This window comes from Shewanella sp. KJ2020 (assembly GCF_024197625.1).
Lineage (GTDB): Bacteria > Pseudomonadota > Gammaproteobacteria > Enterobacterales > Shewanellaceae > Shewanella.
On sequence record NZ_JAKUKD010000026.1, the window covers coordinates 73,019 to 98,285 of the forward strand.

At 43.2% G+C, this 25,267-nt stretch carries 27 protein-coding genes, 1 pseudogene and 1 CRISPR repeat array; of the genes and pseudogenes, 17 read left to right on the forward strand and 11 right to left on the reverse strand.

Annotation, left to right across the window (positions count from 1 at the left end):
- Positions 1 to 115 precede the first annotated feature (115 nt).
- The 6 genes from MJO46_RS13990 to MJO46_RS14015 all read left to right on the forward strand — a co-directional run bounded on the left by MJO46_RS13990 (position 116) and on the right by MJO46_RS14015 (position 3,340).
- Entirely contained in the window at positions 116 to 577 is a 462-nt protein-coding gene (locus tag MJO46_RS13990; protein WP_253989830.1) for a hypothetical protein, read from the forward strand.
- Positions 578 to 650: 73 nt separating this feature from the next.
- Positions 651 to 818 (forward strand): hypothetical protein, encoded by a 168-nt coding sequence (locus MJO46_RS13995; protein ID WP_253989831.1) that lies wholly within the window; start codon positions 651 to 653, stop codon positions 816 to 818.
- A gap of 50 nt (positions 819 to 868) precedes the next feature.
- Positions 869 to 1,024 (forward strand): hypothetical protein, encoded by a 156-nt coding sequence (locus tag MJO46_RS14000; RefSeq protein WP_253989832.1) that lies wholly within the window; start codon positions 869 to 871, stop codon positions 1,022 to 1,024.
- A gap of 209 nt (positions 1,025 to 1,233) precedes the next feature.
- The gene (locus tag MJO46_RS14005; RefSeq protein ID WP_253989833.1) at positions 1,234 to 2,064 is read left to right on the forward strand and encodes an ankyrin repeat domain-containing protein; all 831 of its coding nucleotides are present in this window, start codon (positions 1,234 to 1,236) and stop codon (positions 2,062 to 2,064) included.
- A gap of 155 nt (positions 2,065 to 2,219) precedes the next feature.
- Positions 2,220 to 2,879: a hypothetical protein gene (locus MJO46_RS14010; RefSeq protein WP_253989834.1), complete on the forward strand. Its 660-nt coding sequence runs from the start codon at positions 2,220 to 2,222 to the stop codon at positions 2,877 to 2,879.
- 74 nt (positions 2,880 to 2,953) lie between these two features.
- On the forward strand, positions 2,954 to 3,340 hold the full coding sequence (locus tag MJO46_RS14015; RefSeq protein ID WP_253989835.1) for a hypothetical protein: 387 nt from the start codon (positions 2,954 to 2,956) through the stop codon (positions 3,338 to 3,340).
- Between the two features lie 92 nt (positions 3,341 to 3,432).
- Here the strand turns inward: MJO46_RS14015 and MJO46_RS14020 are convergent, their stop codons facing one another.
- The 5 genes from MJO46_RS14020 to radC form a co-directional block, all read right to left on the reverse strand.
- Positions 3,433 to 3,993 (reverse strand): tyrosine-type recombinase/integrase, encoded by a 561-nt coding sequence (locus MJO46_RS14020; protein WP_253989836.1) that lies wholly within the window; start codon positions 3,991 to 3,993, stop codon positions 3,433 to 3,435.
- Positions 3,994 to 4,134: 141 nt separating this feature from the next.
- Positions 4,135 to 4,548 (reverse strand): DUF2787 domain-containing protein, encoded by a 414-nt coding sequence (locus MJO46_RS14025; protein ID WP_253989837.1) that lies wholly within the window; start codon positions 4,546 to 4,548, stop codon positions 4,135 to 4,137.
- Between the two features lie 230 nt (positions 4,549 to 4,778).
- Complete coding sequence (locus MJO46_RS14030; RefSeq protein ID WP_253989838.1) at positions 4,779 to 5,153, reverse strand: type IV toxin-antitoxin system YeeU family antitoxin; 375 nt, start codon at positions 5,151 to 5,153, stop codon at positions 4,779 to 4,781.
- A gap of 142 nt (positions 5,154 to 5,295) precedes the next feature.
- Positions 5,296 to 5,658 (reverse strand): hypothetical protein, encoded by a 363-nt coding sequence (locus MJO46_RS14035; protein WP_253989839.1) that lies wholly within the window; start codon positions 5,656 to 5,658, stop codon positions 5,296 to 5,298.
- A 40-nt stretch (positions 5,659 to 5,698) separates the two neighbouring features.
- Positions 5,699 to 6,190 carry a DNA repair protein RadC gene (gene radC, locus MJO46_RS14040; protein WP_367880932.1) on the reverse strand — a complete coding sequence of 164 codons (492 nt, stop codon included), beginning with the start codon at positions 6,188 to 6,190 and terminating at the stop codon, positions 5,699 to 5,701.
- 481 nt (positions 6,191 to 6,671) lie between these two features.
- Between radC and MJO46_RS14045 the strand changes: the two genes are divergently transcribed.
- The 8 genes from MJO46_RS14045 (at position 6,672) to MJO46_RS14080 (ending at position 20,142) form a co-directional block, all read left to right on the forward strand.
- On the forward strand, positions 6,672 to 6,854 hold the full coding sequence (locus MJO46_RS14045) for an AlpA family transcriptional regulator (protein WP_253989840.1): 183 nt from the start codon (positions 6,672 to 6,674) through the stop codon (positions 6,852 to 6,854).
- 181 nt (positions 6,855 to 7,035) lie between these two features.
- Positions 7,036 to 8,085 (forward strand): type I-F CRISPR-associated endonuclease Cas1f, encoded by a 1,050-nt coding sequence (cas1f, locus tag MJO46_RS14050; protein ID WP_253989841.1) that lies wholly within the window; start codon positions 7,036 to 7,038, stop codon positions 8,083 to 8,085.
- The gene (gene cas3f, locus MJO46_RS14055) at positions 8,082 to 11,456 is read left to right on the forward strand and encodes a type I-F CRISPR-associated helicase Cas3f (protein ID WP_253989842.1); all 3,375 of its coding nucleotides are present in this window, start codon (positions 8,082 to 8,084) and stop codon (positions 11,454 to 11,456) included. The genes cas1f and cas3f overlap by 4 nt, the downstream gene beginning before the upstream one ends.
- Positions 11,457 to 11,470: 14 nt before the next feature.
- The gene (locus MJO46_RS14060; protein ID WP_253989843.1) at positions 11,471 to 12,760 is read left to right on the forward strand and encodes a type I-F CRISPR-associated protein Csy1; all 1,290 of its coding nucleotides are present in this window, start codon (positions 11,471 to 11,473) and stop codon (positions 12,758 to 12,760) included.
- Positions 12,748 to 13,635 (forward strand): type I-F CRISPR-associated protein Csy2, encoded by an 888-nt coding sequence (gene csy2 / locus MJO46_RS14065; RefSeq protein WP_253989844.1) that lies wholly within the window; start codon positions 12,748 to 12,750, stop codon positions 13,633 to 13,635. The genes MJO46_RS14060 and csy2 overlap by 13 nt, the downstream gene beginning before the upstream one ends.
- Positions 13,636 to 13,646: 11 nt before the next feature.
- A complete protein-coding gene (gene csy3 / locus MJO46_RS14070) occupies positions 13,647 to 14,678 on the forward strand; it encodes a type I-F CRISPR-associated protein Csy3 (protein WP_253989845.1) in 1,032 nt (343 codons plus the stop codon).
- 9 nt (positions 14,679 to 14,687) lie between these two features.
- On the forward strand, positions 14,688 to 15,326 hold the full coding sequence (gene cas6f, locus MJO46_RS14075) for a type I-F CRISPR-associated endoribonuclease Cas6/Csy4 (protein ID WP_253989846.1): 639 nt from the start codon (positions 14,688 to 14,690) through the stop codon (positions 15,324 to 15,326).
- Positions 15,327 to 15,482: 156 nt separating this feature from the next.
- Positions 15,483 to 19,111: direct repeats of the CRISPR family, unit length 28 nt; unit sequence GTTCACTGCCTTACAGGCAGCTTAGAAA.
- Between the two features lie 161 nt (positions 19,112 to 19,272).
- Positions 19,273 to 20,142: a hypothetical protein gene (locus MJO46_RS14080; protein WP_253989847.1), complete on the forward strand. Its 870-nt coding sequence runs from the start codon at positions 19,273 to 19,275 to the stop codon at positions 20,140 to 20,142.
- Positions 20,143 to 20,245: 103 nt separating this feature from the next.
- On the opposite strand, the gene MJO46_RS14085 is transcribed toward MJO46_RS14080, so the two are convergent.
- Together MJO46_RS14085 and MJO46_RS14090 are read right to left on the reverse strand one after the other, a co-directional pair.
- Entirely contained in the window at positions 20,246 to 20,566 is a 321-nt protein-coding gene (locus MJO46_RS14085; protein ID WP_253989848.1) for a hypothetical protein, read from the reverse strand.
- A 124-nt stretch (positions 20,567 to 20,690) separates the two neighbouring features.
- Positions 20,691 to 20,882, reverse strand: a complete 192-nt coding sequence (locus MJO46_RS14090; protein WP_037415839.1) for a hypothetical protein — start codon at positions 20,880 to 20,882, stop codon at positions 20,691 to 20,693.
- A 196-nt stretch (positions 20,883 to 21,078) separates the two neighbouring features.
- On the opposite strand from MJO46_RS14090, the gene MJO46_RS14095 reads away from it, so the two are divergent.
- Positions 21,079 to 21,336: a helix-turn-helix transcriptional regulator gene (locus MJO46_RS14095; RefSeq protein ID WP_253989849.1), complete on the forward strand. Its 258-nt coding sequence runs from the start codon at positions 21,079 to 21,081 to the stop codon at positions 21,334 to 21,336.
- 37 nt (positions 21,337 to 21,373) lie between these two features.
- Here the strand turns inward: MJO46_RS14095 and MJO46_RS14100 are convergent, their stop codons facing one another.
- Positions 21,374 to 21,523: a hypothetical protein gene (locus tag MJO46_RS14100; RefSeq protein WP_253989850.1), complete on the reverse strand. Its 150-nt coding sequence runs from the start codon at positions 21,521 to 21,523 to the stop codon at positions 21,374 to 21,376.
- A 47-nt stretch (positions 21,524 to 21,570) separates the two neighbouring features.
- Entirely contained in the window at positions 21,571 to 21,822 is a 252-nt protein-coding gene (locus tag MJO46_RS14105) for a helix-turn-helix domain-containing protein (protein ID WP_253989851.1), read from the reverse strand.
- Positions 21,823 to 22,158: 336 nt separating this feature from the next.
- Between MJO46_RS14105 and MJO46_RS20005 the strand changes: the two are divergent.
- Positions 22,159 to 22,278 (forward strand): annotated as a pseudogene (locus tag MJO46_RS20005) (YceK/YidQ family lipoprotein); the annotation flags it as partial.
- 325 nt (positions 22,279 to 22,603) lie between these two features.
- Here the strand turns inward: MJO46_RS20005 and MJO46_RS14110 are convergent.
- Together MJO46_RS14110 and MJO46_RS14115 are read right to left on the reverse strand one after the other, a co-directional pair.
- On the reverse strand, positions 22,604 to 22,807 hold the full coding sequence (locus MJO46_RS14110) for a hypothetical protein (protein ID WP_253989852.1): 204 nt from the start codon (positions 22,805 to 22,807) through the stop codon (positions 22,604 to 22,606).
- A 269-nt stretch (positions 22,808 to 23,076) separates the two neighbouring features.
- Positions 23,077 to 24,378, reverse strand: coding sequence for a hemolysin family protein (locus MJO46_RS14115; protein ID WP_253989853.1), 1,302 nt, complete (start codon positions 24,376 to 24,378; stop codon positions 23,077 to 23,079).
- A gap of 719 nt (positions 24,379 to 25,097) precedes the next feature.
- Here MJO46_RS14115 and MJO46_RS14120 point away from each other — a divergent pair.
- A partial coding sequence (locus tag MJO46_RS14120; RefSeq protein ID WP_253989855.1) for a thioredoxin family protein occupies positions 25,098 to 25,267 on the forward strand: 170 nt, incomplete at its 3' end.

The following is a 25,267-nucleotide window of genomic DNA, read 5'->3' on the forward strand; positions in this document are numbered from 1 at the left end:
GGCGTTGAGGTTTCATTTTGGCAGGTACTATTGTGCCAGCAATGGCGGGACAATATTACGCATTAGGCGTGGGTAACTACCACTATTATTTGACCAATTTTGAGAGGAAACGCTAATGCGAAATGCCTATATAGTGTTGTTGGTGTTGCTGATAACAAGCCTAGTACAAGGATGTGCCTACTATAGTTACAGTACTCGCACTGCTTACGGTGTGCAAAAAGTGGATATCGAAGAGTATTTAGGGCCGATTGATATAGGATATGATTCTCCCATCTTAAGCCCTGTCATCACTTTTGATAATGGTGTGCAAGTCAAGTTTTATATTTCTGGAGCGTATAATTATCCACCCCAAAAAACTGATTCAGAATATTTTAATAACGCAAGAATTGAGATGTTTATCACTTCATTAAAACAAGGGATACAGCTGAATACAAAGCGTATCATTCTAGACCAATATCGTATTGGTAAAAAAATACCCGTTAAGTTTATAGAAAAAACGTTATCCAAGTTTGGCGAAAAACCAGCATGGACTATTGGTTTGTACATATCCAGAATTGAGCCAAAAAGCTTTTTATGATTTTTATAAAAAGGAGAGTATTGAGGTACCTTACATGACTAATCTCAAGTTAGATTTAATAAAGGGTAGCGGTTTGAAGTCAAATTCCAATATTCTCTGTGGTGAATTAGTCGCGATGGATACTAACTTTGCTGGCGAGCAAGGATATTTTACCATCACACTGCCTTTTATCGAGGCGGGAAATGCCAAAGAATACACAGTGCATTTCTATCCAGTAGGGACTCGTTACACCATTAAGTAACTCACCCCTAGTTATCGGTGTTCGGATCAACGTTCAAAAAAGGAATTATTATGAATAGGATCTGGGGATGGGGATTCACTCTAATGTTATTCAGTTGCACGAGTATTGAAAATCGTTATTTCGATTTAAATACCCGTATCGAGTATTCTGAACATTTAAATAGTTTAAAAAATGACTATGGTGAAGGTCGATACTATATGTTTTAAGCTGTTGATTTCACTGAAACAGGCGACCGCCAACCTAGTTTAGCAAGACTTAAAAAACTAATTAACTTACATGCGAACATCCCTGTTGATTGTAAGAAAAATATGGAAATCATCGATAGCACAAGGAATTTATACGAGGGTGGTGGGGAAAGCATTATCATCAAGTGCAGTGAATGATAGGATAAAATCACAGTTACATGAGCAGGCCTATGTTGAAACGAGTTATCAGTTATTTGATGTTTGCATGTTTACTCAGTGCATGTGCTTCTGATCCACGTTTTCGGGCTTTGGAAGACGCCGAAAAAGCACATAATAAGAAACAGCGAGAAACTTCGTTAGTGCTGATGGATTTGGATGAGATATTCCCCGATCCTCAAGTTCGAGCATTGGCGAAAGCGGCAGGAAAAGGCGATGTCAAAAAAAACCGTGAGTTAGTGGCAAATGGGGTCGATGTCAACGCTCAGGGAAGGTCGACAGGTACGCCGCTGTTTTGGGCAATTTATAAGGGTAACCTTGAAGGCTTTGAAGAATTACTAAAACAAGGGGCCACGCCCAATGTCAAACTTGAGGGCTCTAGTACTGTAATGCATTGGGCGACCAGAAATAAAGATAGTCACTTTTTACAGCTGGCATTAGCCTATGGTGGCGACCCCAATCTTAAAGGGGGAATGTTTGATGCCCCACCTATTGAGGAAACCGTGGAGTTAGGCGGAAAAACGATACCCAGAAATTATTATCTGCTCATTGAAGCTGGCACAGATCTTAATATAAAAACAAACACAGATGCTACCTTGTTAACTCAAGCGGCTGGTAGACGTCGATACGATGTTGTTTTAGATCTATTAAATCGAGGAGCAGAATTTCAAATGGTTAACGGAATAGGGCGCGTTGGTCTGTATTATTGGTTAGCCGAGCATGAGCGGGTAATGGATAAAAATGAAGACGCCTATAAACAGAAGAAAAAAGTTGAGCAGTGGTTACAAGACAGAAATATTGACTTCAGCATAATCACTCCAGGCTCAAAGGGGAGTTCTGGCTAATAGTGTCTGAGGATTTTTTGAGTGGTAAAGCCAAGACGTTAACCATGTATTTTTATCTACTCAGTAAAGCCCATTAAGTCACTTGGGTTGATTCGGTTGATGTATTGGCTCAATTAGTTTTGAGCAGTTATGGGCAAGAGTGTAAGGAATGAGTGATGAAGTATTTGTTACTGCTTATCGGTCTTTGCTTGTGTGGCTGCACTTCCACCATTTTGGAGGTCGCCAGTGTGCCTTCAGTTAGCCCTTGGGAGCCAGTTCCTGATACAAGGGAATACACGTATAACAAAAACCTTGATGATATTATTGAGTTTCCCGACGTTAATCTTTCGTTATCGCTGACAAATTATGAAACCAAGTACCGCGGTAATGCCATACTGGGTATCGAGATGAACCGTTGGCCCGATAGTCAATTTAATGATGATGAAATCATACTCGCATTGGGGGTAAAACCCTTGAAATTGAATGTTGAGCTAATCGCAAACAATATCGCGCTAATCATGAAAGTTGATGGTATTGAACAGCATTTCAAACCATATAGGGTGATGAAATTTAAAGACTATGATACTAAATTTTGTGGTTTTGATAACTCTTTTGGTGGATGGGGTACTCGCAGTATAGACATTGCCGATAAAAATGAGAGTTTACGGCTCGGCAGTGAATTTGTAGATAACTGTTATAACTTGTACTTTAAATTCCCTGAAAAGGTCAAAGATGTGGATTTTGCTCTCGATTTTTCCGACTCCCTGCTACCTCTGGATAATCATAAAATCATCTATTTTCATAAGAAACTGATTAAGTGGATGTCATCTAACTAAAACAGACTAAATTTTTGATTTTACGAAAGAGGTAAGTACATCTTGGGAGTTAGCCCCTCATTGAGTGCAGTTTTATGAGAATTTTACATGTGTTGCTTAAAACGGTTGCTACAGTGCTTACTAGCTTAAGTTTGGCAGGTTGTCCTACTCAATTTAATGTTGAGGTTTTGAATGATAGCAGTAGTCCCATCCACATTCTGTCTGGCTATTCAGATGTTGAGTTGTCTCGGATTGAACCAGGTGAAGCAACCCAAGTTGCATATAACCTTGATTGTTTTAGGGTTCGGGCTGGAGAGCAGATTTATGAGTACAAACCTGTGATGCCACCAGCTCATTATGTTCAAAATGGATTGTTTAGCTCGTCATTTAAAGCTGTATTCACGGATGCTCAGGAGCTAAAAATTTATGTGGATGGTGAAAAGCAAAATGAATCGCTCTATCTAGTTCAAGGCTGTAAGTAATATCAACACGTTAAGCTGTAACTTTTTTGCGTTGTTGTTTAAAAGTAAAAGCGTTTTTGACAAAAAATAAGGAGGGTAATCCCTCCTTGTTGTTAGATTTCTAGCTCGACAAAGTCCTTATCAATATCGTCTTGCTCAATACCTATATACCGCAGGGTAGTTTCTTCGGCGCTGTGTCTGAGCATCTTCATTACTCGACCAATGTCTTTGGTTTGTTGATACAGTAGATAGCCACGGGTCTTGCGCATCGAGTGAGTGCCTAAGGCGATTTTGAGCTCTTCCCCAATCATTGCTAGTGCTCGGCAAATATAGCGGCGTGATAAAGGCGCGGGTTTGGTGTTTTTTGCCCGTTGATTACGATAGGACTGAAACAGGTAAATGTGATTCGGATGCTCGCGCGCAATACGCTGTATCCGTTCCAGCGTTTTTGAGTTGAGTTTGATATTGGCGATTTTGCCAGTTTTGGATTCCTTAATGATGAGTCTATCGCCGTGGATATCACTGAACTTAATTGAGAGTAAGTCGGAAATCCTCAGGGCGAGATTAAGGCCGATATTCCACACATCGGGTAGTTGCTGGCTAAACTGTCTTTCGAGCAGATAGCTGATAAGCTTAACGGTGTCTTGATCTTTAACCGCGTGAACCTCAGGCATGGTCATGTTCCTCTTTTTTGCTATAGCGTATTTTTGGGCTCTTGCGTTGTTGAAAGCCTTATGAGGCAAGGGTTTGAGTGTTCCCGTTTTATGGTTACGGGAACTTGCAGGCGTTCAACAACATTGAAATAACGATGCGGGTTAATCCAAGCTCACTTCTACTTGATAGACTTCCATCTGGTAGTAACTTACAAAGTTATCGCTGAACAACTTAATCAGCCCCTGTGATTCCCGCTCCCCAATCCAACCGCTAAACAGGCTATAGACCTGCTTACTGTTAAAGCAGATATCAATGTCTTTAACCAGTTCAGGAAAGGGATGACCGCGAAATGCAAAGTCGGTGACGTAAACTAAACGCCAGTGATCTTGCTGTTTCTCAAGCCTGACTTCGACGGGATGAAAACCACCATCTTCGGCGCTGTAATCTGGGTCTCGAAAATTAAGGGTGATGGCGTTGGCGTCTTTTGGATCGACGTTAGCCAGCTCCTTTTCAATCACTTGGTAAAAACGATCGGGCATCGCTGGCTGTTGGTTACGCTTGATGGTTAATGTCATGGGATATTCCTTGTTTGATTTACGTGCATACGCAAGAGCCAAGGCGCAGTCACGCCTTGGCTCTTGTTGTCTATGCGGTTGGGTTAATAAAACAGTTGTAGGTCGAGCGGTTTAATGAGAGTGGCTTATTGCTAGTGTCTAAGGGCTGCTTGTTAGGGTTATTAAGCTGGGGGGTTAGGGCTAGGTGTTTACAGTTAGGGGATTGGTGCAGGCTTACGATCTAGAACAAGTTATCGAGTGAGGGCGAGGTTGCTGGTGGTCAGTGGCTTAGCTTCGGTTTGATAAATCGCAATATACAAATATCCGTGGCTACCTAAGGTATCTGCCTCACAGGTAAAGCCAGCGTGTTCAATGCTCACGCAGTGCTGCTCTGTGGCATCAATCTCGCCGTTGGCCACCAGCCGCTCAAGCTGTTTAACCATAGCGGGAAAGGCCTCGACAAATTGTTGTTTAATTGCTGGTGGAAATTCACCAACAAAGCTTGACCGGTCATGGAGATAATCCAAGTGCAGACCGCGCAAAATTAGCCTCGCACCAAAGCGGGGAGACACTTTACGGGGCAGGCCCCAGGCGTGCTCAATATCGAAAAGTTTTAGGGTTGCCATAGTGACCTCAATGGTTGAAGGATGAAACTTAGGGAGTGGCTTGCTTGTTAGCGGACTAGCAAGAGCGGTGATAAATACCTAGGCGAGTACAAACGCTGCATACAGCTGGCTAGTGAGCTGAATATAAGACTGGTAATCGTTTTTAGGTATGCACACTCCAATTAGGCTGTTCATTACTGCCATGGTTAAAGTACACCCCGTTGATCACCCTTTGCCATTCACCTGTAGGCACACCATAACTGTCACAGGGGCAAACATAGCGGCAAAAGCTGATCTCCTTGGGCAAGTGCTCAACCACATCACGGTGAAACACACTCAATACGGTTTTATGTAACAGTGGATTAGGTGCGACAATTGGCTTGCCAATCACTTGGCCCATGGCATTAAGTGGCCGCACAAACATCGGCAAAATGAGTTCAACCGCTAAACGGTTACGCAGTTCAGGAAACGCGGCGCAGGCTTCGGCAACACAGGCCTGTGAAAAGCTATCAGTAAATTCAATCATGAAGGACTCCTTGATTTGGCGTGGCAGGTTTAAATGCTGGCTAGAGTAAGCCGCGCTCAGCAAAGGACACTGGCGTGCGGCCAACCACGATATGGTCAAGTACGCGCACATCGATAAGCGCTAATGCATCGGTTAACCGTTGAGTGATGTGCTTATCTGCCGTTGAAGGTTCAGACTCGCCGGATGGATGGTTATGGGCAAAAATCACCGCCGCCGCATTGACGGCTAACACCGCCTTAACCACTTCTCGTGGATAAACACTGGCGGCATCTAAAGTGCCAAAGAACAACTCTTTAAACTCGAGTAATTGATGTTGATTATCGAGTAGCATCACCGCAAACACTTCTCGCTCATAACCGCCGAGTTTGTAAGTTAAAAAATCCTTAGTGGCCTGTGGATTGGTATAGGCGTCCTTCTTCACATAACGCTCGGCAATGATATTGGCGGCAGAGGCGAGGATGACGTCATCCGAGGGCGGCCATAGCGTTACAGGTCGAATGGTAGTTCTGGTGTGCATAGGTTTTGTTGACATATCAGGCTCCTTGAAAGCGTTAATGGGCTTATGCACTGGAGTGATATATAGCTAAAAAATGTTCGAAACAGACATAAAAGCCAAGGTGCTTGTGGGCACCTTGGCTTGGTGAGGACATGACTAACCTAGGCTACATACCTTTGTTTTTCGCCCAGTCGTAACCAGCAATCACGCCGAGAATAAATAACTCAGCCATTGGCTGATTAATGAGCAGGCTAAACATAGTCCTTCTCCTTTAAGCTGCGGTAAATTCCAACGCCAAGCATAAAGCCTGCGATAAATGCGATAGGCATAAAGCCTCCTTAGTTTAAATAGAAAGATTGGCCACTGGTTGCAATCGCTTCCAGTGGCGGGATGTGACAGTAAATGGATTACTGCATCTTAGTGATATAGATGTGAAAAAGGTTGGAGGCTGCCAAATTTCACAGTTAAAGATAACCGCCACTCCTCATGGTTTGAACTAAACCAGAGGATTCAAAAAATGAGATTAATCAGACTAAAAGAAGTTATCAGCTGCACAGGCCTTGCCCGTTCAACCATCTACAAATACATCGCAGAAGGAGCTTTTCCCAAACCCGTATCATTAGGCGATAGGGCCGTTGCGTGGGTCGAAAGTGAAGTTCAGGAGTGGATTTTAGAAAGGATAGAAGCAAGAGATTGTTAACTTAAAGAGTTTGAATGCACTACTTAATAAGTTAAGTCTTAAATGGAATTAGCGATTATGAATATCCGTTTAGAGATGATTTAGTTGCTAAATATGACGTAGGTGTCACAACAACGTTATGGTGAGTAAGCGTTTATGAATGTAGTATGTATTTGAAACGGAGAGCACACTAAGGTTTTTTATGGATGATTTTTCACCTTCTGATTTAAAAACAATTCTGCACTCAAAGCGCGCCAATATGTATTACTTGGAATATTGCCGTGTGATGCAAAAAGATGGCCGTGTGCTCTATTTGACCGAGGCCGATAAAGAAAACCTCTACTTCAATATTCCGATTGCAAACACCACAGTGCTGATGCTCGGCAACGGTACCTCAATTACTCAAGCCGCGATGCGTATGCTCTCACAGGCTGGGGTATTGGTTGGGTTTTGTGGTGGAGGTGGCACGCCACTGCACATGGCTTGCGAGGTGGAGTGGTTCACGCCACAGAGCGAATATCGCCCGACAGAATACTTACATGGCTGGCTTTCATTCTGGTTTGATGATGAAAAACGCTTAACTGCCGCGAAGCAATTTCAAAACGCGCGGATTGATTATTTGCAGCGTGTTTGGCGATCAGATCGAGAACTATCCCTTGAGAAATTTAATCTGCAAGATGAAGTGATAAAGCAATCCCTTGAAACCTTTCACCAGCGTACCGAATCTGCCAGTAAACCTGCCGAACTGCTGCTTACGGAAGCGCAGCTCACCAAAGCCCTATACAAGTATGCCGCTAATAACACAGGCAAAGACGGTTTTACTCGCCAGCACCAACCAGACAAAAAATGCACTGACAAAGCCAATGATTTTTTGAACCATGGCAACTACTTAGCCTATGGGCTTGCGGCAAGCTGCTTATGGGTGCTTGGCATTCCCCATGGTTTTGCTGTTATGCATGGCAAAACCCGAAGAGGAGCTTTAGTGTTCGATGTGGCGGATTTAATTAAAGATGCCATTGTGCTGCCGTGGGCGTTTGTTTGCGCTAAAGAAAACGCCACCGAACAAGAGTTTCGCCAACAAATACTGCAAGCTTTTATCGAGCATAAAGCACTCGATTTTATGTTCGATACGGTGAAAAGTATTGCTCTGCAAGGCCAGACAGAGTCCGAGAACGAACCTGAGAACAAGCCAGAAAAGCACCGAGAGAGCAAGTCGAAGATCGAGCAAGAGAGTGAGGTGAACCCACGATGATGGTCACGTTTGTCAGTCAATGCGAGAAAAACGCCCTCCAGAAAACCCGCCGTGTACTCGATGCCTTCGCCAACCGGATTGGCGATAACACCTGGCAAACGCTCATCACCGAAGATGGTTTGTTGACCGTGAAAAAAATGCTGCGTCAAACCGCCAGCCGCAGCACCGCAGTTAGCTGCCACTGGATCCGCTCCCGTTCGCGTAGTCAGTTTTTATGGGTGGTGGGTAACAAGAAGAAATTTAATGCAGAGGGATATGTGCCGGTCAATAGTACTGAGAAGGATTTGCTCAACAGCGAATATGAAAACGATTGGAAATATTTACCCCTGATTAAGGTGTTCACTGGCATGGCCGCTTTGCTGCACGATTGGGGTAAAGCATCTTTACTTTTTCAGGAAAAGTTAAATCCAGAAATTAAAACCAAGCATAAAGGTGACCCGCTACGCCATGAGTGGATATCTTGCTTGCTGTTTCAACAATGGATCTCTAATCAAAATCATGAACGTCTTGATGAGGTTTGGCTAAATTCACTTATTGATAAAGGCATAGATGAAACTTGCTTTAATACCAATACATTACCCAAAGAAAAGGCGCTTGCCGAATTACCGACAGCGGCAGCTTTGATCGCTTGGTTGATCGTTTCTCATCACCGCCTGCCTTTACCCAAAGAGAAAGACCTGTGTGATAAACAACGAGAAGTTGATAACTCGTCGTTGTCGGATTTACTAGCCAGAATTACTCCAGCATGGGGCTATGAAAACCGCTTTGATGAGTACAACGCGCTGCTGCCGAAATGTTTTGAGTTTCCGTTAGGGCTGCTCTCTAATTCCTCGATTTGGCTTGCAGAGCTAAAACGACGCGCAAAGGATCTATTGCATCACCTGCCTTTACTCGAACAGGCTATAAATGATGGTAGTTGGCGAGGGATTCTACACCATGCAAGGTTGTGCCTGATGTTAGGTGACCACTATTACTCTTCACAACCCAATGATCATCAATGGAACACCTCGATAGAGCTGTACGCTAATACAGATCCCACCACCAAAGCACGTAAACAAAAGTTGGATGAGCACTTAGTGAATGTCGCTAAAGTAGCGGTGAACACAGTGAAGCTACTGCCGTTTTTTGAATCAGAGCCACTAAAAGCCACCGAGCTCAGCGAGCTTGCACCTAAGGCCAACACGCCTAAAGCATTCCGTTGGCAAGACAAAGCGGTACGCAAAATCAATGAGTGGCGTGAACACTCGGAAGACAAAAGCCAAGGCTATTTTGTGGTGAACATGGCCAGTACCGGTTGTGGCAAAACCATCGCCAACGCCAAAATTATGCAGGCATTATCTGACGATGGTGAAAGTCTGCGTTTTATTCTGGCACTTGGCTTGCGGACTCTCACTTTGCAAACTGGTGACGAATACAAAGAACGACTCAAACTAGAAGAGAGCGACTTGGCAGTACTTATAGGCTCTAAAGCGATTTCAGAGTTACATCAATCGGGTAAGACGGTTGAAAAAGATGACATTGAACCCGAACAAGCAGACGCTGGTTCTGAGTCTTTGGAGAGTCTTCAAGATGAAAACGATGTTCTGGATTGGCAAGGTGTGCTGCCTGAAGAAGAGCTCACGACCGTTTTAACTAAAGAAAAAGACCGAAAACTTCTGTATGCCCCAGTACTGGTGTGCACCATCGACCACATCATGGCCGCGACCGAAACCAAACGTGGCGGGCGCTATATTCTGCCCTGTTTACGTTTAATGTCATCGGACTTGGTGATTGATGAAATTGACGACTTTACCGGCGATGATCTGATTGCGATTGGTCGATTAGTGCATTTGGCAGGCATGCTGGGGCGCAAAGTGATGATTTCCTCTGCCACCATACCGCCGGATTTAGCATTGGGTTTATACAATGCCTATCGTCAAGGGCGGGCAGTGTTTGCCGCCAGCCGTGATCGAGTCAGCACTATTAATTGTGTTTATGTCGATGAATTTAGTACCGACACACAGATGGTGGGTAGCGATGATCCTGATTTAGCTGCCTATGAGGCTTTTCAACAACGCTTTGTGTCTAAACGCGTTGATAAACTCAAACAACAAATCTCAAGGCGAAAAGCCGATATCATTCCATGCATTAAACAGAATGAGCAACCGCTGGAGGAACAGTATTTCGAGATAGTCAAGCAAGCGGTTTTGACCAAACACCAGCACCACAACACGTTAGAACCAGAAAGCCAAATGCGGGTGTCGTTTGGCGTGGTTAGGGTTGCCAATATTCAACCTTGCGTCGAATTAACCCAATATCTACTCAGTTGTTATTGGCCAGCCGATACCGAAGTGCGCTGTATGGCTTATCACAGTCAGCAGGTGCTGTTGCTACGCCATGCGCAAGAAAAGCATTTGGATGAGGTACTCAAGCGCAAAGAGAAACCGGAAGAATTACCCATTGCGTTTGCTCATCCAGTGATCCGCGAACATCTAACAGCTTGCCAAGCGAAAAACCTGATTTTTATTCTGGTTGCGACTCCAGTTGAAGAAGTGGGGCGTGATCATGACTTTGACTGGGCGGTGATTGAGCCCTCATCTTTTCGTTCGATCATTCAAATGGCAGGCCGTGTGCGCAGGCATCGTGATGGCGAGGTGGAAATACCCAATATTGGCTTGTTGCAATACAACGTCAAAGGCTTCAGGGGCGGCGCTGAGCGAGTATTTAATCATCCCGGCTATGAAACAGACAGCAGCACCCAGCTCGCCACTCATGATTTATCTGAGTTGGTGGATGAAAAGTCGCTGTTGCAAGCGGTTAATGCCATTGTCCGTATTCAAAAGCGAGCCGTGCTAGAACCGCGCAACAACTTAGCGGATTTAGAGCACTTTGCCACCGCGAAAACCCTTGGTACCGATCAAATAGGCAAGCCACAGCAAGCCAATATTAGCCGTCAGGATAGATACAGCCGTAATCGTCGCAACAGTGCGCCGCAGTCATTCTGGCACGAGCATCTTCATGGTCATATTCACGGCTACTGGTGGCTTACCGCACTGCCGCAATACTTCAAACGCTTTCGTAAAAGTGAACCCACAGTACAAATCTACTTAGTCAAAAAAGCGCGCAGTATTGAGTTTTGTTTGCGTGAAGAGCAGGACGGTTTACACCCGATTGAACGCACCTTGAATATTGAACATCGGCCGCTGGCACCAACGCAGCAACAGAAGCTCTGGTTACATCGTGATTACAGTGAGTTAGTCAGTATATACAGTCCAAGCCCTGAGCTGGAGTTTGCCACGTCAGTACGCTATGGCGAAATCAGTTTTATCTACAGTGAGGGCAATCAGCAATACAGCTACAACGACCAACTAGGATTGGTTAAGGTCAAATAATGGAGGGGAGTCGCGTGTTAGATACAGCAATAGCCGCCTTTTTTGCGGAACGTAAAGAAGCATGGCTAAAGAAAAACATCAGTGCAGCCATGTCTGATACCGAAGTATTGGAAAAACAACAGGAGTGTGAGCAAAACTTTTTATTAGACAATTGGTTGCCTGATGCGGCGCGTAGAATATGCAGTAGGGCGTTAACTACACATCCAAGTAAATTTAGCCATCCAAGTACAGGCGTTGGAAAAACAAATATTAAGGATGGCACATTTGTATCTCCTGTATTATTTGAAGGAAATCAACGTAATGATGGTTTTGTCAGATCTGGCAATGTGAAATTTGATTTGACTGATTCAGTTGGAGACGCTGGCGCGCTGGCTGCTGAAGATTTCCTTAGAGTTACTCTTTCTGATGGTATGAATGTTCTTCAACACATCGAGTCTGAGACTAAAGTAGCTAGAGAGCTTTTAACAGTTAAAGGCGTTGACTATGAACAACTCCGGTCAAGCTTCTTAGCTATTAAAAGTACAAGTGAAGGAACATCTACGAACTCAAAAATCAAGCAGGTTTATTTTCCGGTCGCAGATCAGCAGTATCACTTACTTTCTTTATTGACCCATTCTGGGCACTTATTTGAGCTCCGACAACGGCTTGATGCCCTTCGATTTAGTAATGAAGCTAATGAGGCAAGAGAGTGTAAGAAAGCAAATCGGTTTCATCCCGCTGGTTATCAAGAAATATTTGATCTAACCACGATAGGATTTGGTGGAACCAAACCTGCAAATATAAGTGTGTTAAACAATAAATTTGCAGGTAAAGCACATTTGCTGGCCTCCATTCCACCGGAGTTAACACCTCGCGATATTCGTCTGCCGAGAACGGATTTTTTCAAAGAGAGTTTTAACGCTTGGCAAGCCAAAGAAGTACTTGAATCGCTGCATCGACTCTTTCTCACCGATTACAACAACATCAATATCCGTGATGGGCGCGACTACCGCATACAGCAATACGTTGATTTGGTGATTGAGAAAATGTGGCAAGTACGCCTATTTCTTGAAGAGTATTCCGGTGAATTATCGAGTGCGTTGCCTTTGGAGCAAAAAATCTGGCTTTATCCGGAGTTTGCTGAGCAGCGTCAGCAAGAGGATGAGTGGCTCGATAAAATCATTCGCCACATTGCGCGAGGCTTAATCAACCATTACAGCCGCAGCAAAGTGATCGCCAATCCCGTCACATTGGCAGACCAAGAGCTGCTGGCGATAGAAGAGGTGGTTGCCAGCAATAAGGAGAACTTGCGATGGACGTATTGATTTTACCGCATCTTAAAATTCACAACGCCAATTCACTTTCAAGCCCATTTACCATTGGCTTTCCGGCCATGACGGCATGGTTGGGCTTTGTGCATGCCTTAGAGCGCAAGCTGAACCAGGCTGGGTTATCCGATCTCATGCTGCATAGTGCTGCGGTGGTGAGCCACCGTTGTGATGTACAGACTCATAAAGGTGAAGGTGACTTTGTTCATTCAATTATCGGTACTGGCAATCCACTCGATAAGGATGGTTCGCGCTCGGCGTTTATCGAGGAAGCTCGCTGTCATTTAGATGTGTCCCTTGTCATTGAGTGGCGGGGCAATGAAGATCAAGTTCAGCAGCCTGAGTTTACCCAGCAGTTGCAAGCAGTGATCGCGACGATGAAAGTCGCAGGAGGCGACGTTCTTTCCGTTGGGAAGTCCTCAGTTAAATCTGTGATTACGGAAGAGGATACTGCCCAAGTCCTACGCCAATTAATGCCAGGCTATGTGCTGATCGAACGCCGCGATTTAATGATTGAAGCCATGCAGCAAGGTGATGACGCGATAGATGCGCTGCTTGGTTACCTCACTGTACACCACCATTGTGAACAGCTTGAAGACCAAAGTGTTGTTTGGCATAGCCAGCGCAAGACGAGTGGCTGGATTGTGCCGATTGCAACCGGATTTCAGGGCATATCGCAATTAGGAGAGGCAAAAAATCAGCGCGATTCATCAGTGCCGCATCGCTTTGCTGAAAGTGTGGTCACACTGGGTGAATTTGTCATGGCGCACAAAATCGAACATCTCGATGACATCCTTTGGCAATACCATCCCGATTTAGAAAACGAGCTTTACCTTTGTCAGCCAGTTAACGCTATCAACGAACATCAATAAGGAACAACCTCATGGCTAAAAATAACGATACCGCATCAGTACTCGCATTTGAAAAAAAATTAGTGCCATCCGATGGCTACCTCTTTGGATGCCAGTGGGAAACCAAAGAGCAAGCAACCCCATTAGCCCTGCAAGAAAAATCCGTACGCGGCACTATCTCGAATCGCTTAAAAGCCGCAGTGCAAAACGATCCTGCTAAGCTGAATGCGGAAGTTGAAAAAGCAAACTTACAACGAGTTGATGCCTGTGCTTTGGGGCAGGATCAAGATACTTTGAAGCTACATTTCACACTCAAAGTATTAGGGGGGCTTGCCCAACCTTCTGCGTGTAACAATGCGCTGTTCAAACAGAGCTACAGCGCTGCGGTTTCGCAGTACATTACCAAATATGGCTGTTTCGAATTGGCGAAACGCTATGCCACCAACCTTGCCAATGCTCGTTTTCTATGGCGCAACCGCGTTGGCGCAGAAGAGATTGAAGTGCAAGTTAAGGCATTAAACAAAGGGGCTGAGCAGACCTGGACTTTTAATGCCAAACAATTCAGCACTCGCCACTTTGATCATAACGATTCACAGATCAATAGTTTGGCCGACAGAATTGCTCAGGCACTGGCCAGCGAAACAGATCATTTGATGTTGCAAATTGACTGCTATGCCAAAGTCGGTAAAGCCCAAGAAGTTTACCCCAGTGAAGAGTTAGTGCTGGATAAAGGCAACAGCAAAACCAAGAAAAGTAAAATCCTGTATGCGGTTAATGAGCATGCTGCGATGCACTCACAAAAAATTGGTAATGCACTGCGTTCCATTGATACTTGGTACCCAGATTATGCATCTGAGGAGCAAAGTGCAGGAGCCATTGCGATTGAACCTTATGGCGCGGTCACCAATTTAGGAAAGGCGTTCCGTACCCCGAAAGACAAGCAAGATTTTTACACCTTCTTCGATAAGTGGGCGCGTGGTGAAAACTTGCCCCGTGAAGAAGATGGGCATTACGTTATGGCGGTATTGGTGCGTGGTGGTGTATTTGGCGAAAGTGACAAATAGGTGGCAGTGATGAACTACTACCAAGAGATCACTTTATTGCCAGATGCCGACATTACCTTGGGCTTTATTTGGCAAAACGTCTTTCAACAAGTGCACATTGCCTTGGTGGAGCACAAAGTGGGTAGCAATCAATCTCTGGTTGCGGTCGGTTTTCCTGATTATCGTCAAGCGCAATTTCCGCTTGGCGGTAAGTTGCGTCTCTTTGCAAAAGAGCAAGCGACATTGGAAAAGTTGGATATCCACCGCTGGCTAACTCGCTTAGAAGACTATGTGCACATCAAAGGGATTAAATCCGTACCAAGCGATGTAACTTACGTAAGCTTTGTACGCAAGCAGGTGAAATCGCCCGAACGAATAGAGCGGGATATGCAGCAAAAAGCCGCACTATGGGCAGCAAAATCCGGTAAACCGCTGGTGGAGTGTTTAGCGGATTTGCAACAAAGCAAGCCGACAGAGTTGTGCACGTTGCCGTTTATTTATTTGTATAGCCAGCAAACGAAGCTGCGAGCGCCAGAAAAAAACAGCAAGTTTCCACTGTTTATTCAGATGCAGCAGCAAAGCACATCACAAGATGGGGGCTTCGATTGCTATGGCTTGAGTAGCAAAGCGAATGGACAGTCAATGTTGGCTACCGTACCGCACTTTTAAATTGAACGAAAAAGGTAAGTTTTAACCCTTTATTTTTTGCTCTTTAAAAATATAATTTAAATACAATAAGTTACAATGGGTAGTTTTTAATAAGGTAAAAAAGTAATTTTTATCCTAACTGCCTGTTGTAACTTATTTTTATTGATTTAGTCTATTGTTCACTGCCTTACAGGCAGCTTAGAAAAGCGTTAAATGCTTCTCCTATTTTACTTGTAAGTTCACTGCCTTACAGGCAGCTTAGAAAAGGCTTTCTGGTCATTCATTGCAAAGATTGATGTTCACTGCCTTACAGGCAGCTTAGAAAAAAACAAGAGATAGCTGCACTGGCGGCAAAGTGTTCACTGCCTTACAGGCAGCTTAGAAATTGATATTAGCTATATGGGTATGATGCATATAGTTCACTGCCTTACAGGCAGCTTAGAAAATGCTTCTCCAAGTGAAATGACTGCTGCGGGTGTTCACTGCCTTACAGGCAGCTTAGAAATTTTATCTGAACCAGAAAAAGCGCTTAGTGAAGTTCACTGCCTTACAGGCAGCTTAGAAAGCAATCCGCGAAGCGCTTAAACAGTGGTACGCGTTCACTGCCTTACAGGCAGCTTAGAAAGTGTGAAAGACACTAGAAGATTCCCCAATGGTGTTCACTGCCTTACAGGCAGCTTAGAAAAACAGAAGGCGCTAATTTCCAGTTGTTAGATGGTTCACTGCCTTACAGGCAGCTTAGAAAATAATGACGATGGTTTTGATATTGGAGGACTTGTTCACTGCCTTACAGGCAGCTTAGAAAACGATAGAATCATCTTGCCAATATAATCACCGGTTCACTGCCTTACAGGCAGCTTAGAAACATGCCGGATGTTCTTCAGTGATTTCAGTATCGTTCACTGCCTTACAGGCAGCTTAGAAATGACAAACAAATAATTGCACAAACCAATAGCCGTTCACTGCCTTACAGGCAGCTTAGAAAATTTAAGCTATCTACGTGATACTTGTTTAAGCGTTCACTGCCTTACAGGCAGCTTAGAAAATCGTGGAAACCGTTACGCACAGTTTCTGGGAGTTCACTGCCTTACAGGCAGCTTAGAAAAGCAATGCCATTAAGTGGCGACGCTTACCAAAGTTCACTGCCTTACAGGCAGCTTAGAAAAGTTGCGCCCATCATCTCAGCACACCACTTGAGTTCACTGCCTTACAGGCAGCTTAGAAAGCTAGAATGGCATCAGCAGACCCTATTTATATGTTCACTGCCTTACAGGCAGCTTAGAAAATAGAAGAATTCAACCAATGTGTTGCCGAAATGTTCACTGCCTTACAGGCAGCTTAGAAAAATATCAGCAGCACAACTTTACGCCAGATTTAGTTCACTGCCTTACAGGCAGCTTAGAAAAGTCGTGACAACCGATGTTCAAACAGAAATTAGTTCACTGCCTTACAGGCAGCTTAGAAAAAGTGATCGAATCGCCGAATGTTACAAGCGACGTTCACTGCCTTACAGGCAGCTTAGAAACGTACAGCAAAATTACCATACGGAGTTTTGTAGTTCACTGCCTTACAGGCAGCTTAGAAATGATGAGCTAACTATACCAGCAAACAAAACTTGTTCACTGCCTTACAGGCAGCTTAGAAAAAGATCAATAGCAGGTGTTGATTCGTACTTAAGTTCACTGCCTTACAGGCAGCTTAGAAAATTCAGATTTGTCGTTGTGGATTGTAAATATCGTTCACTGCCTTACAGGCAGCTTAGAAAAGCTTCTCACCAACTTTAACGTACTTATAAGCGTTCACTGCCTTACAGGCAGCTTAGAAAAATTCAGGGACCAGCAATGCTATTCACTCACCGTTCACTGCCTTACAGGCAGCTTAGAAAATCTGAGTCAAAGCTAGTCACGTCACGAATTGGTTCACTGCCTTACAGGCAGCTTAGAAATAGTTGGATGCAACAACGTGTACTTAAGCAGCGTTCACTGCCTTACAGGCAGCTTAGAAATTGGAGAGTCAGAAAACTGGTTTGAGTGCGAAGTTCACTGCCTTACAGGCAGCTTAGAAAGCTTAGCTGGGCGAGCTAGTTACACTGTGCTTGTTCACTGCCTTACAGGCAGCTTAGAAAATTGAATACCACTAAATGATCCATTGGCATTAAGTTCACTGCCTTACAGGCAGCTTAGAAAAGTCAGATAAGGAAAAGGGTGTAACGGTTAACGTTCACTGCCTTACAGGCAGCTTAGAAACTAAAACGGTCGTAGACAAACCCCATTATCAGGTTCACTGCCTTACAGGCAGCTTAGAAATGAATTACAGGGCGTTTATATCCAAGAGTCTGGTTCACTGCCTTACAGGCAGCTTAGAAAGATTGAAGGCGCTTTTTATGCTTGCTGCTAAAGTTCACTGCCTTACAGGCAGCTTAGAAAGTTCCAAGTAACTACTGGGAAGGATTATCACAGTTCACTGCCTTACAGGCAGCTTAGAAACTTCCGCTTCATCATCGTTATCATCTACCTCCGTTCACTGCCTTACAGGCAGCTTAGAAAATCGTTAACCCTTAGCCTCTCGGCATTCAAATGTTCACTGCCTTACAGGCAGCTTAGAAATTTTAAGCCTTTCTTTCTGGCTTCTTTATCAAGTTCACTGCCTTACAGGCAGCTTAGAAAACGATTGAGTTTTTCAGGCTTACCGGTGATGCGTTCACTGCCTTACAGGCAGCTTAGAAACCATTGGGTTTCCGGTTGAGGCTATCGCTTCCGTTCACTGCCTTACAGGCAGCTTAGAAAAGCAGCTTATCAGGACGAGGTGCTTGGCAAGAGTTCACTGCCTTACAGGCAGCTTAGAAAACCAGCACGCCAAGCATTAAATAACTGTGCCGGTTCACTGCCTTACAGGCAGCTTAGAAACACCATACCAACACGCTAAAGCTAGGTGTTGGGTTCACTGCCTTACAGGCAGCTTAGAAATTGAAATAATGGCGCATACCCTCGCCGCTATTGTTCACTGCCTTACAGGCAGCTTAGAAACCGCTTGGTTAGCTGTTGACCTGCGAGCCTTCGTTCACTGCCTTACAGGCAGCTTAGAAAATCACCTTTTAATCCTAGTACGTATTCGTTAGGTTCACTGCCTTACAGGCAGCTTAGAAATGAAGCCTCAACTAGAGCGCCAGTTGTGCCAGGTTCACTGCCTTACAGGCAGCTTAGAAAAGATACACAGGACTGCCATACGATTTTAAAAAGTTCACTGCCTTACAGGCAGCTTAGAAACTAACTCAAATTTGCTCACGAATGACAACACTGTTCACTGCCTTACAGGCAGCTTAGAAATAGACAAATGCTCGAAGGAAGTCGCAAAGCATGTTCACTGCCTTACAGGCAGCTTAGAAATAGACAAATGCTCGAAGGAAGTCGCAAAGCATGTTCACTGCCTTACAGGCAGCTTAGAAATCTCCATACAAATAACACTGACCCTTTGTTATGTTCACTGCCTTACAGGCAGCTTAGAAAAAATTCAGGAAATATCGCATAATGGTATTGCAGTTCACTGCCTTACAGGCAGCTTAGAAATTTCACCTCGATCATGCATTGATAGACAAGTAGTTCACTGCCTTACAGGCAGCTTAGAAAAGAGTCAAAAGCTCTGGACGATGTGCTTTTGGGTTCACTGCCTTACAGGCAGCTTAGAAAATATCCTGACGTCGATCCGACCTTAGCTGTGGGTTCACTGCCTTACAGGCAGCTTAGAAAGTTAGGCGCTGAGGACTTGGTTAAGTCGCTTCGTTCACTGCCTTACAGGCAGCTTAGAAATCAATACCAGCACAAATTTGATTTGTTCTTCGTTGATGTTGCCTAATAACATTAAGCCTTTTTGGGGAGGGCTTTTTATACGTCTACATATATTGATTCAACGTTTTTTTGATGTAAGTCAGTGTTAGTGGATTGGGCTGATTTAAACAAGGATGGCTGAGATGAAATTAGGAGTACCTTTCGGGCAGGATAAAATCACTGGCGAATGGAAAGATGTTGCAGAGGTCGAGCGGGGGCTTGCCTGTGATTGTATTTGCCCTTCTTGTCATTTGTCTTTGTCTGCCCATCAGGGAGCTGAGCGAGAATGGCACTTTACCCACCACACCAGAAACACACTTAAAGCAGACATTGTTGATTGCGAGTTTTCTTTTGAAGTTTCAGTGAGGATGATGATCCATCAATTGCTGCGTGAAGGCGCATCACTCAAGTTACCTGAATATCTTAAGCTTGTTAGTGTGCCAAAGGTTTTGCGAGAAAAGTATCCTCCCGAAGTTAAGGTATTTAAAGAACTGGAGTTAAAGGGCTCTGCGGGTGTAAAGCTTAGGGTAGACGCTGATTTTTGTGGGCATAAAGTTGATGCTTTATATGAATTCAATAAAGCCTCTTTAGTGATCTATTTGGAATACCGAGGGCGTAAATGCCAACTCGAAAAGCCATTATTACAAGAGTTGAATACTGGTGTAGCAACACTAAATATCGATGCTTTATCAACGTTTTTTTATCATCAGCCGATGGTCGAAACAGGAAAACTAGGAACCGCCAGAGCCCAGTTATTAGGCTGGCTTCAAACAAGTATCAAGGCTAAAGATTGGTATTATCATCCCCGAGAGAAGGCGTGTATTGCTAAGAGAGATGAAGATATCAATAAGGCACTGAAAGAATTAACTACCGGAAGCCATGTTTTATCTATCCCTGTACATCAACAGCTCAAATGCCAGTGCCTTGGTTGCGGCAAAATGTTTATGGGTATTCGTAATAAGGTTAACTCCTGTCCGGACTGCCAAACACATCTTTATGTCACAGATAGATAGGATAGATAGGAAGCTACGAAGGTGTGCAACTTCCTAGCTCTTCAATTAGTAAATGCGATTACAGGGTGGCATATGATGTTGTAATGCATTTTTATAATCAAAATCAAAAAGTAACAGACCAATCGCCATCGTCGGTAAGAACATCGACTTGTTTTACATCACAATCACCATTGGCTATCACTGAAATCGATTCTCCAAATTTAAGTAATTTAGGGAGTGCAGATATTATCGTGCCACCACAATTTCCCCTGTTTATGATGACTTGTTTTATCGTAACAGTATCGCTAATGGCTTTAACGTTGATACTTGGGTATGTATAGCCGAATGTTGTTTGATATTCGTAAGTAATTTCAATATTAGGTTGCGAGTTTCCACAACCAAAAATCATCAAAGTAAAAGCTAAAATAACCAATGTTTTATTCATATAAACCACACTTTTTACTGTATGTCAGAGTACCGTTGAACTCTATCAACCTGTTTTAAAGCAAGTTGATTTTCAATGCCCTAGCCCTACGCCCTTTGCTTTTTCAAAGGGCGTAGATGAATCATTACGAGGCACTATTAGTGAGCTTTTTGGTTTGGACGAAAACGGTGATTGAGTATCCAATCCCGTATAACGCTGAAAATATCCCCCATCCGGCAGAAGCTTCTAAATCAACTTCTGCAAATGCAGAGGCAAGAATGAGGCATAAAGGGAAAAACACCATTCCTATGATTGACATGGTTTTTACGACAGACATGTATAACTCCTTTTAAAAATCGTGTTGAACGACATCACTGGTCTTGAAATAAGATGCTTACTTGCAATAGAAGCATTTTTTAGATCTTAAATATCAAAATGACAACTATACAGGTCTAAATGTATTCTTTGTGGCGTGGTTTGTCTATAGGTAGTACTTGAGAATTATCCAGTATTCAATGCTCTGGAGTTCTCAAGTGAATGATGATGAAGTATTAAAAATGGGGATGGCCTTTGGCCGAGCGGTTAAGTTACGTCGTGTTGAGGTGGGGTTTAACCAAGAGGAACTAGCGGATAAGGCTGAACTTGCCAGATCATTTGTATCGAGTGTTGAACGTGGTGTGGCTAAGGCTTCTATCGCTTCAGTGTGGAAACTGGCTCAAGCGCTAAATTGCAATCCATCGGATTTATGGATAACGGCTGAGAGGCTTTATGGCACTCGAAGGGAAAGGTAAGTTAAATTGGCAGTTTTATTTCTCATAATTAAAGATATTAACGTTGCGCTTTAAGCCTGTGTCCTGGTGACATTCCTAATGCTTGTTCGAATGCTCGAGCAAAGGTTGCACTGCCGCTGTATCTCCCAATTAGTGCGACTTGAGTAATGGCTTCCCCTGTCAGTAATTGTTGGCATGCCATCATCATTCCCCATCACTTTCGAATGATTGAAACACTACCAAATTTTCGGCTTCTTATGAGTGAGTAACTGGATATTGCTCACTAAAATCTTTCAAAAATGCATGCGCTGATGTGCCACAGGCAAGGCAAACCTGCTCAAGCTCTAAGATTTTGAGTTGACGTTCCCCGCTCTCGTACTTGGATACGAAACTTTGGGGCTTTCCTAATTTAAGTGCAAGCTCACTTTGATTGAACCCAGCCATTTTACGCATGGCTTTCAGTTCATTACGCAAAGCTTCTTCGCGGTCCGACCATATTTTTTTCATGCTCGGATATTAGAGTAAGTTGCAAAATATCCCATTTTGGGATATTTTGTTTTCACATTTAACGAAGGAGTAGAAATGTATGAAAGTCATCAGGATAATTAAACAGTGTAATGCGCGATACAGTATGGTTTGTGAGGATTGTGGTGCAAACTTCTTCTCAGATAACCAGTATGCTCGATGCCCTGAGTGTGGTTCATTGTCGACCCAGTAAGCACTCCAAAAAATCCCTTAAAAGGTCATCCTGGCCTTGATAGAGAAATGAAGCAAAAGTAAGGGGCAGCCACATGGCTGCCCCCTTACTTTGATGAAGGTGCTGAGATCATATTTTGTGATTGACCGTTTAGCATGGTACTCGATACTGTTGTCTTGCCCTATACGATTTACAAGCAAGTCACTGCAGGTGGGGGAATCACCTTACAAGGCCTGGAAGGCGAGTGCAAAAATTCAGTTGGCTAGAAGTCATAATACTGCCAAAAGAACCAAGCTGTAAGATTAACTTCGGTATTCTGTATCGGGGTTGATTAAGGTACTGGTCCAGAAGTTTTACCACCAAGTACCTGAGAAAATTATCTGATTAATCGCGTTCTATACTAGAAGTTGCTATAAATGGTCGTAATTTTTTAATGTAACTTTACCAAAGCTTGCATTGAATCAATCTTTAAGATACTTGATTCAATGCAAGGGGAAAATCGCCCCTGAATAGTCGCAAATGCAGTGCGAGGTTGGGTTTGAGCGGATAATGTTAGTACGTCTGATGTAGAGTGATTTATGAATTGGAAAATTAGTGAATAAATCCGCCAGCTCTTGCGATCCCTATAATGCCGATCAAAATCCAAAAACCATTGAGTAATGTGTAAGCGGCATCTTTGCGTAAAGCGGCGCACCATGTTAGCAAAACAGCATCTATTGTGTTGAAAATCCAAACAAACATGAAAGGGCTTTCTGGACCAAGCCAACTGACAAGTGAAAAACTAAATATTCGCATTAGAACACCAACCATTTCAAAGGTCCGCATATGTGTGTTCAAAAATGTATTTAATTTATTATAAAACAATTGATTACCACTTTTTTATATAAGCTAATTCTTATCATATAGAACGACATTAGTAGCAACTGTTACCAACTTAATTCCGTTGGCACAGGGTTAATGTGTACTAGCTCAAAGCTGTAGCAGGTTTAGTTGTTCGGTTTAGCACGAGTTTTTATCACTAACATTAGGTGGTAGTGACGATGCTTGTAAATTTGTCTATTAAATTATATGGATATTTCTGAAGCAGAAGATGGTTTTTGAGCCAATACTTTATCAACCCTTTTACCATCCATGTCCATGATTTCGAGTCGCCAACCAGCAACCTCAACAATATCTGCCGTTTGAGGTATTTTCCCTAATTCATACATCAAAAATCCATTTAACGTCTGATAACGCCCCTCCTCTTCATTGGGTAATTGCTTGATACCTAGAGTGTCTTTTAAGTCAAATATGGGTATCAAACCATCTAGTAATAATGTGCCATCTTCCCTTTTTATCACCATCTGATCATTCACATCTTCCTGAAAAAACTCACCAGTCAGTGCATCCATCATATCTTGAAGCGTTACCAGCCCTTTCAAATCACCATATTCATCAACAACAAACACCATCTGCGAACCTGTAGTGCGAAAATGCTCAAGTAGCTCCATTCCTGATAAGCTGTTTGGAACAAAGTTGCAGTTCTGCACGAGATCTACCAGTTCTAAACGTTCACCAGCGATAGACTGTGAAAGGAGTTGTTTTGCTGAAATAATACCCACCGTATCATCGACATTATTGCGACAAACAGGGAATCGTGAGTGAGGAGACTGCATAACCGTTTGTAGGTTTGTCTCAAGAGGGAGGGTTAAGTCGAGAAATACAATATCTGACCTTGGCACCATCAATGAAGAAATAGTTCGCTCATCTAATCGGAAAACATTTTTGACCATCGCATGTTCGTTATGTTCAATCACACCAGCGGATGAACCTTCTTGCAATATAGCCTGAATATCTTCCTGAGTCACATTGTCATCTAACCTATGAGAAAATCCCATTAGACGCATAATCGTATGAGTTGAACCGGATAACATCCACACAAATGGCTTCGTTGCTATTGCGAGAAATACCATTGGTTTAGCCATTATACAGGCGATACTTTCAGCGCTAACTTGACCAATTCGTTTGGGAACCAACTCGCCAATGACAATTGACACATAAGTGACAATGATAACCACTAGAACGGTTGAAAATATATTGGTTAAATCTGGACTTAACTCAAAGGTTTGGAGCCACAGTGACAGAGGTTCGGCGAGGATGGATTCACCAAATATCCCGTTTAAAATCCCGATTGATGTGATACCGATTTGCACAGTTGACAAGAACTGCGTTGGATCTTCTGCTAGTTTGAGTGCTGCTTTAGCTGTACTGCTACCGCCATGAGCAAGGGCTGTTAGCCGTGACTTGCGAGCTGTCACAATGGCGATTTCTGACATAGCAAATAAGCCATTTAACACAATCAAACCAATAAGAATAAATATTTCCATAGTAGTGGCTCAGAGATCCGCTTTAGTTTGAACTAAGTGAGTAATAGATATTGATGCTGAAATTTTATTCACTCAGCTCAATGTGAAAAAGATTAATCATATGTAAATTCATGAAAAATAAAAGAATATATCGAATAACATTCATGCATGTGTTTAGAGTATGGTTTACAATTTTCAGAACGAAGTATCGACCGCATGTAATCAGCTTTCTGATTAGCAGTCTATTTGATTGTAATAACTGCTGTCTTATCTTATTGATATCAAAGAAATGAGGATATTTATTGTTAATAGCTACAACAAGTGAAGTTGCTGCATATTTTCGGTGAGGGTCCATAATCTTACATAAATAACTGATTGTAATTACATATTAAACGAAAATAGTGGATTGTAAACAATTGGTGATTAACATGATTGATGTGAGGTATGGTGTCATGAAACTAAAAAGTGTATAAAATAAGTATTTGTTTCTTTGAGTGTTTTATGGGCCTGTGGTCGTTCGGAACACTTAAGTTTTTGAACCATTCCTAGATTAACAAATATTTAAGAAAAACATCGAAATATTAATGAATTCCTAGTTGATTCGAACAAAACACAAAGGCATAGTGCGCAAATAAATTTTAACCTTTATCACATAGAGGTGGGGGTTTGCTGAACATCCTTAACCTATCTCAAATAACTGGTTGTATTTAGTGGATTACCCGCTTTCTGAGAGTGTAAAAATGCTATACATAAAAGTTTTGGGCCATGGATGTGCAAAATGCGTAAGTACAGCAGCGCTAATTACTTCTACCGCTTCGGATCATGGCATCACTATTAACTTAACTATGGAGTCAAATCCTGAGGTAATAATGAGCTATAGAGTGGTGAGCTCGCCCGCAGTAGTTATTAA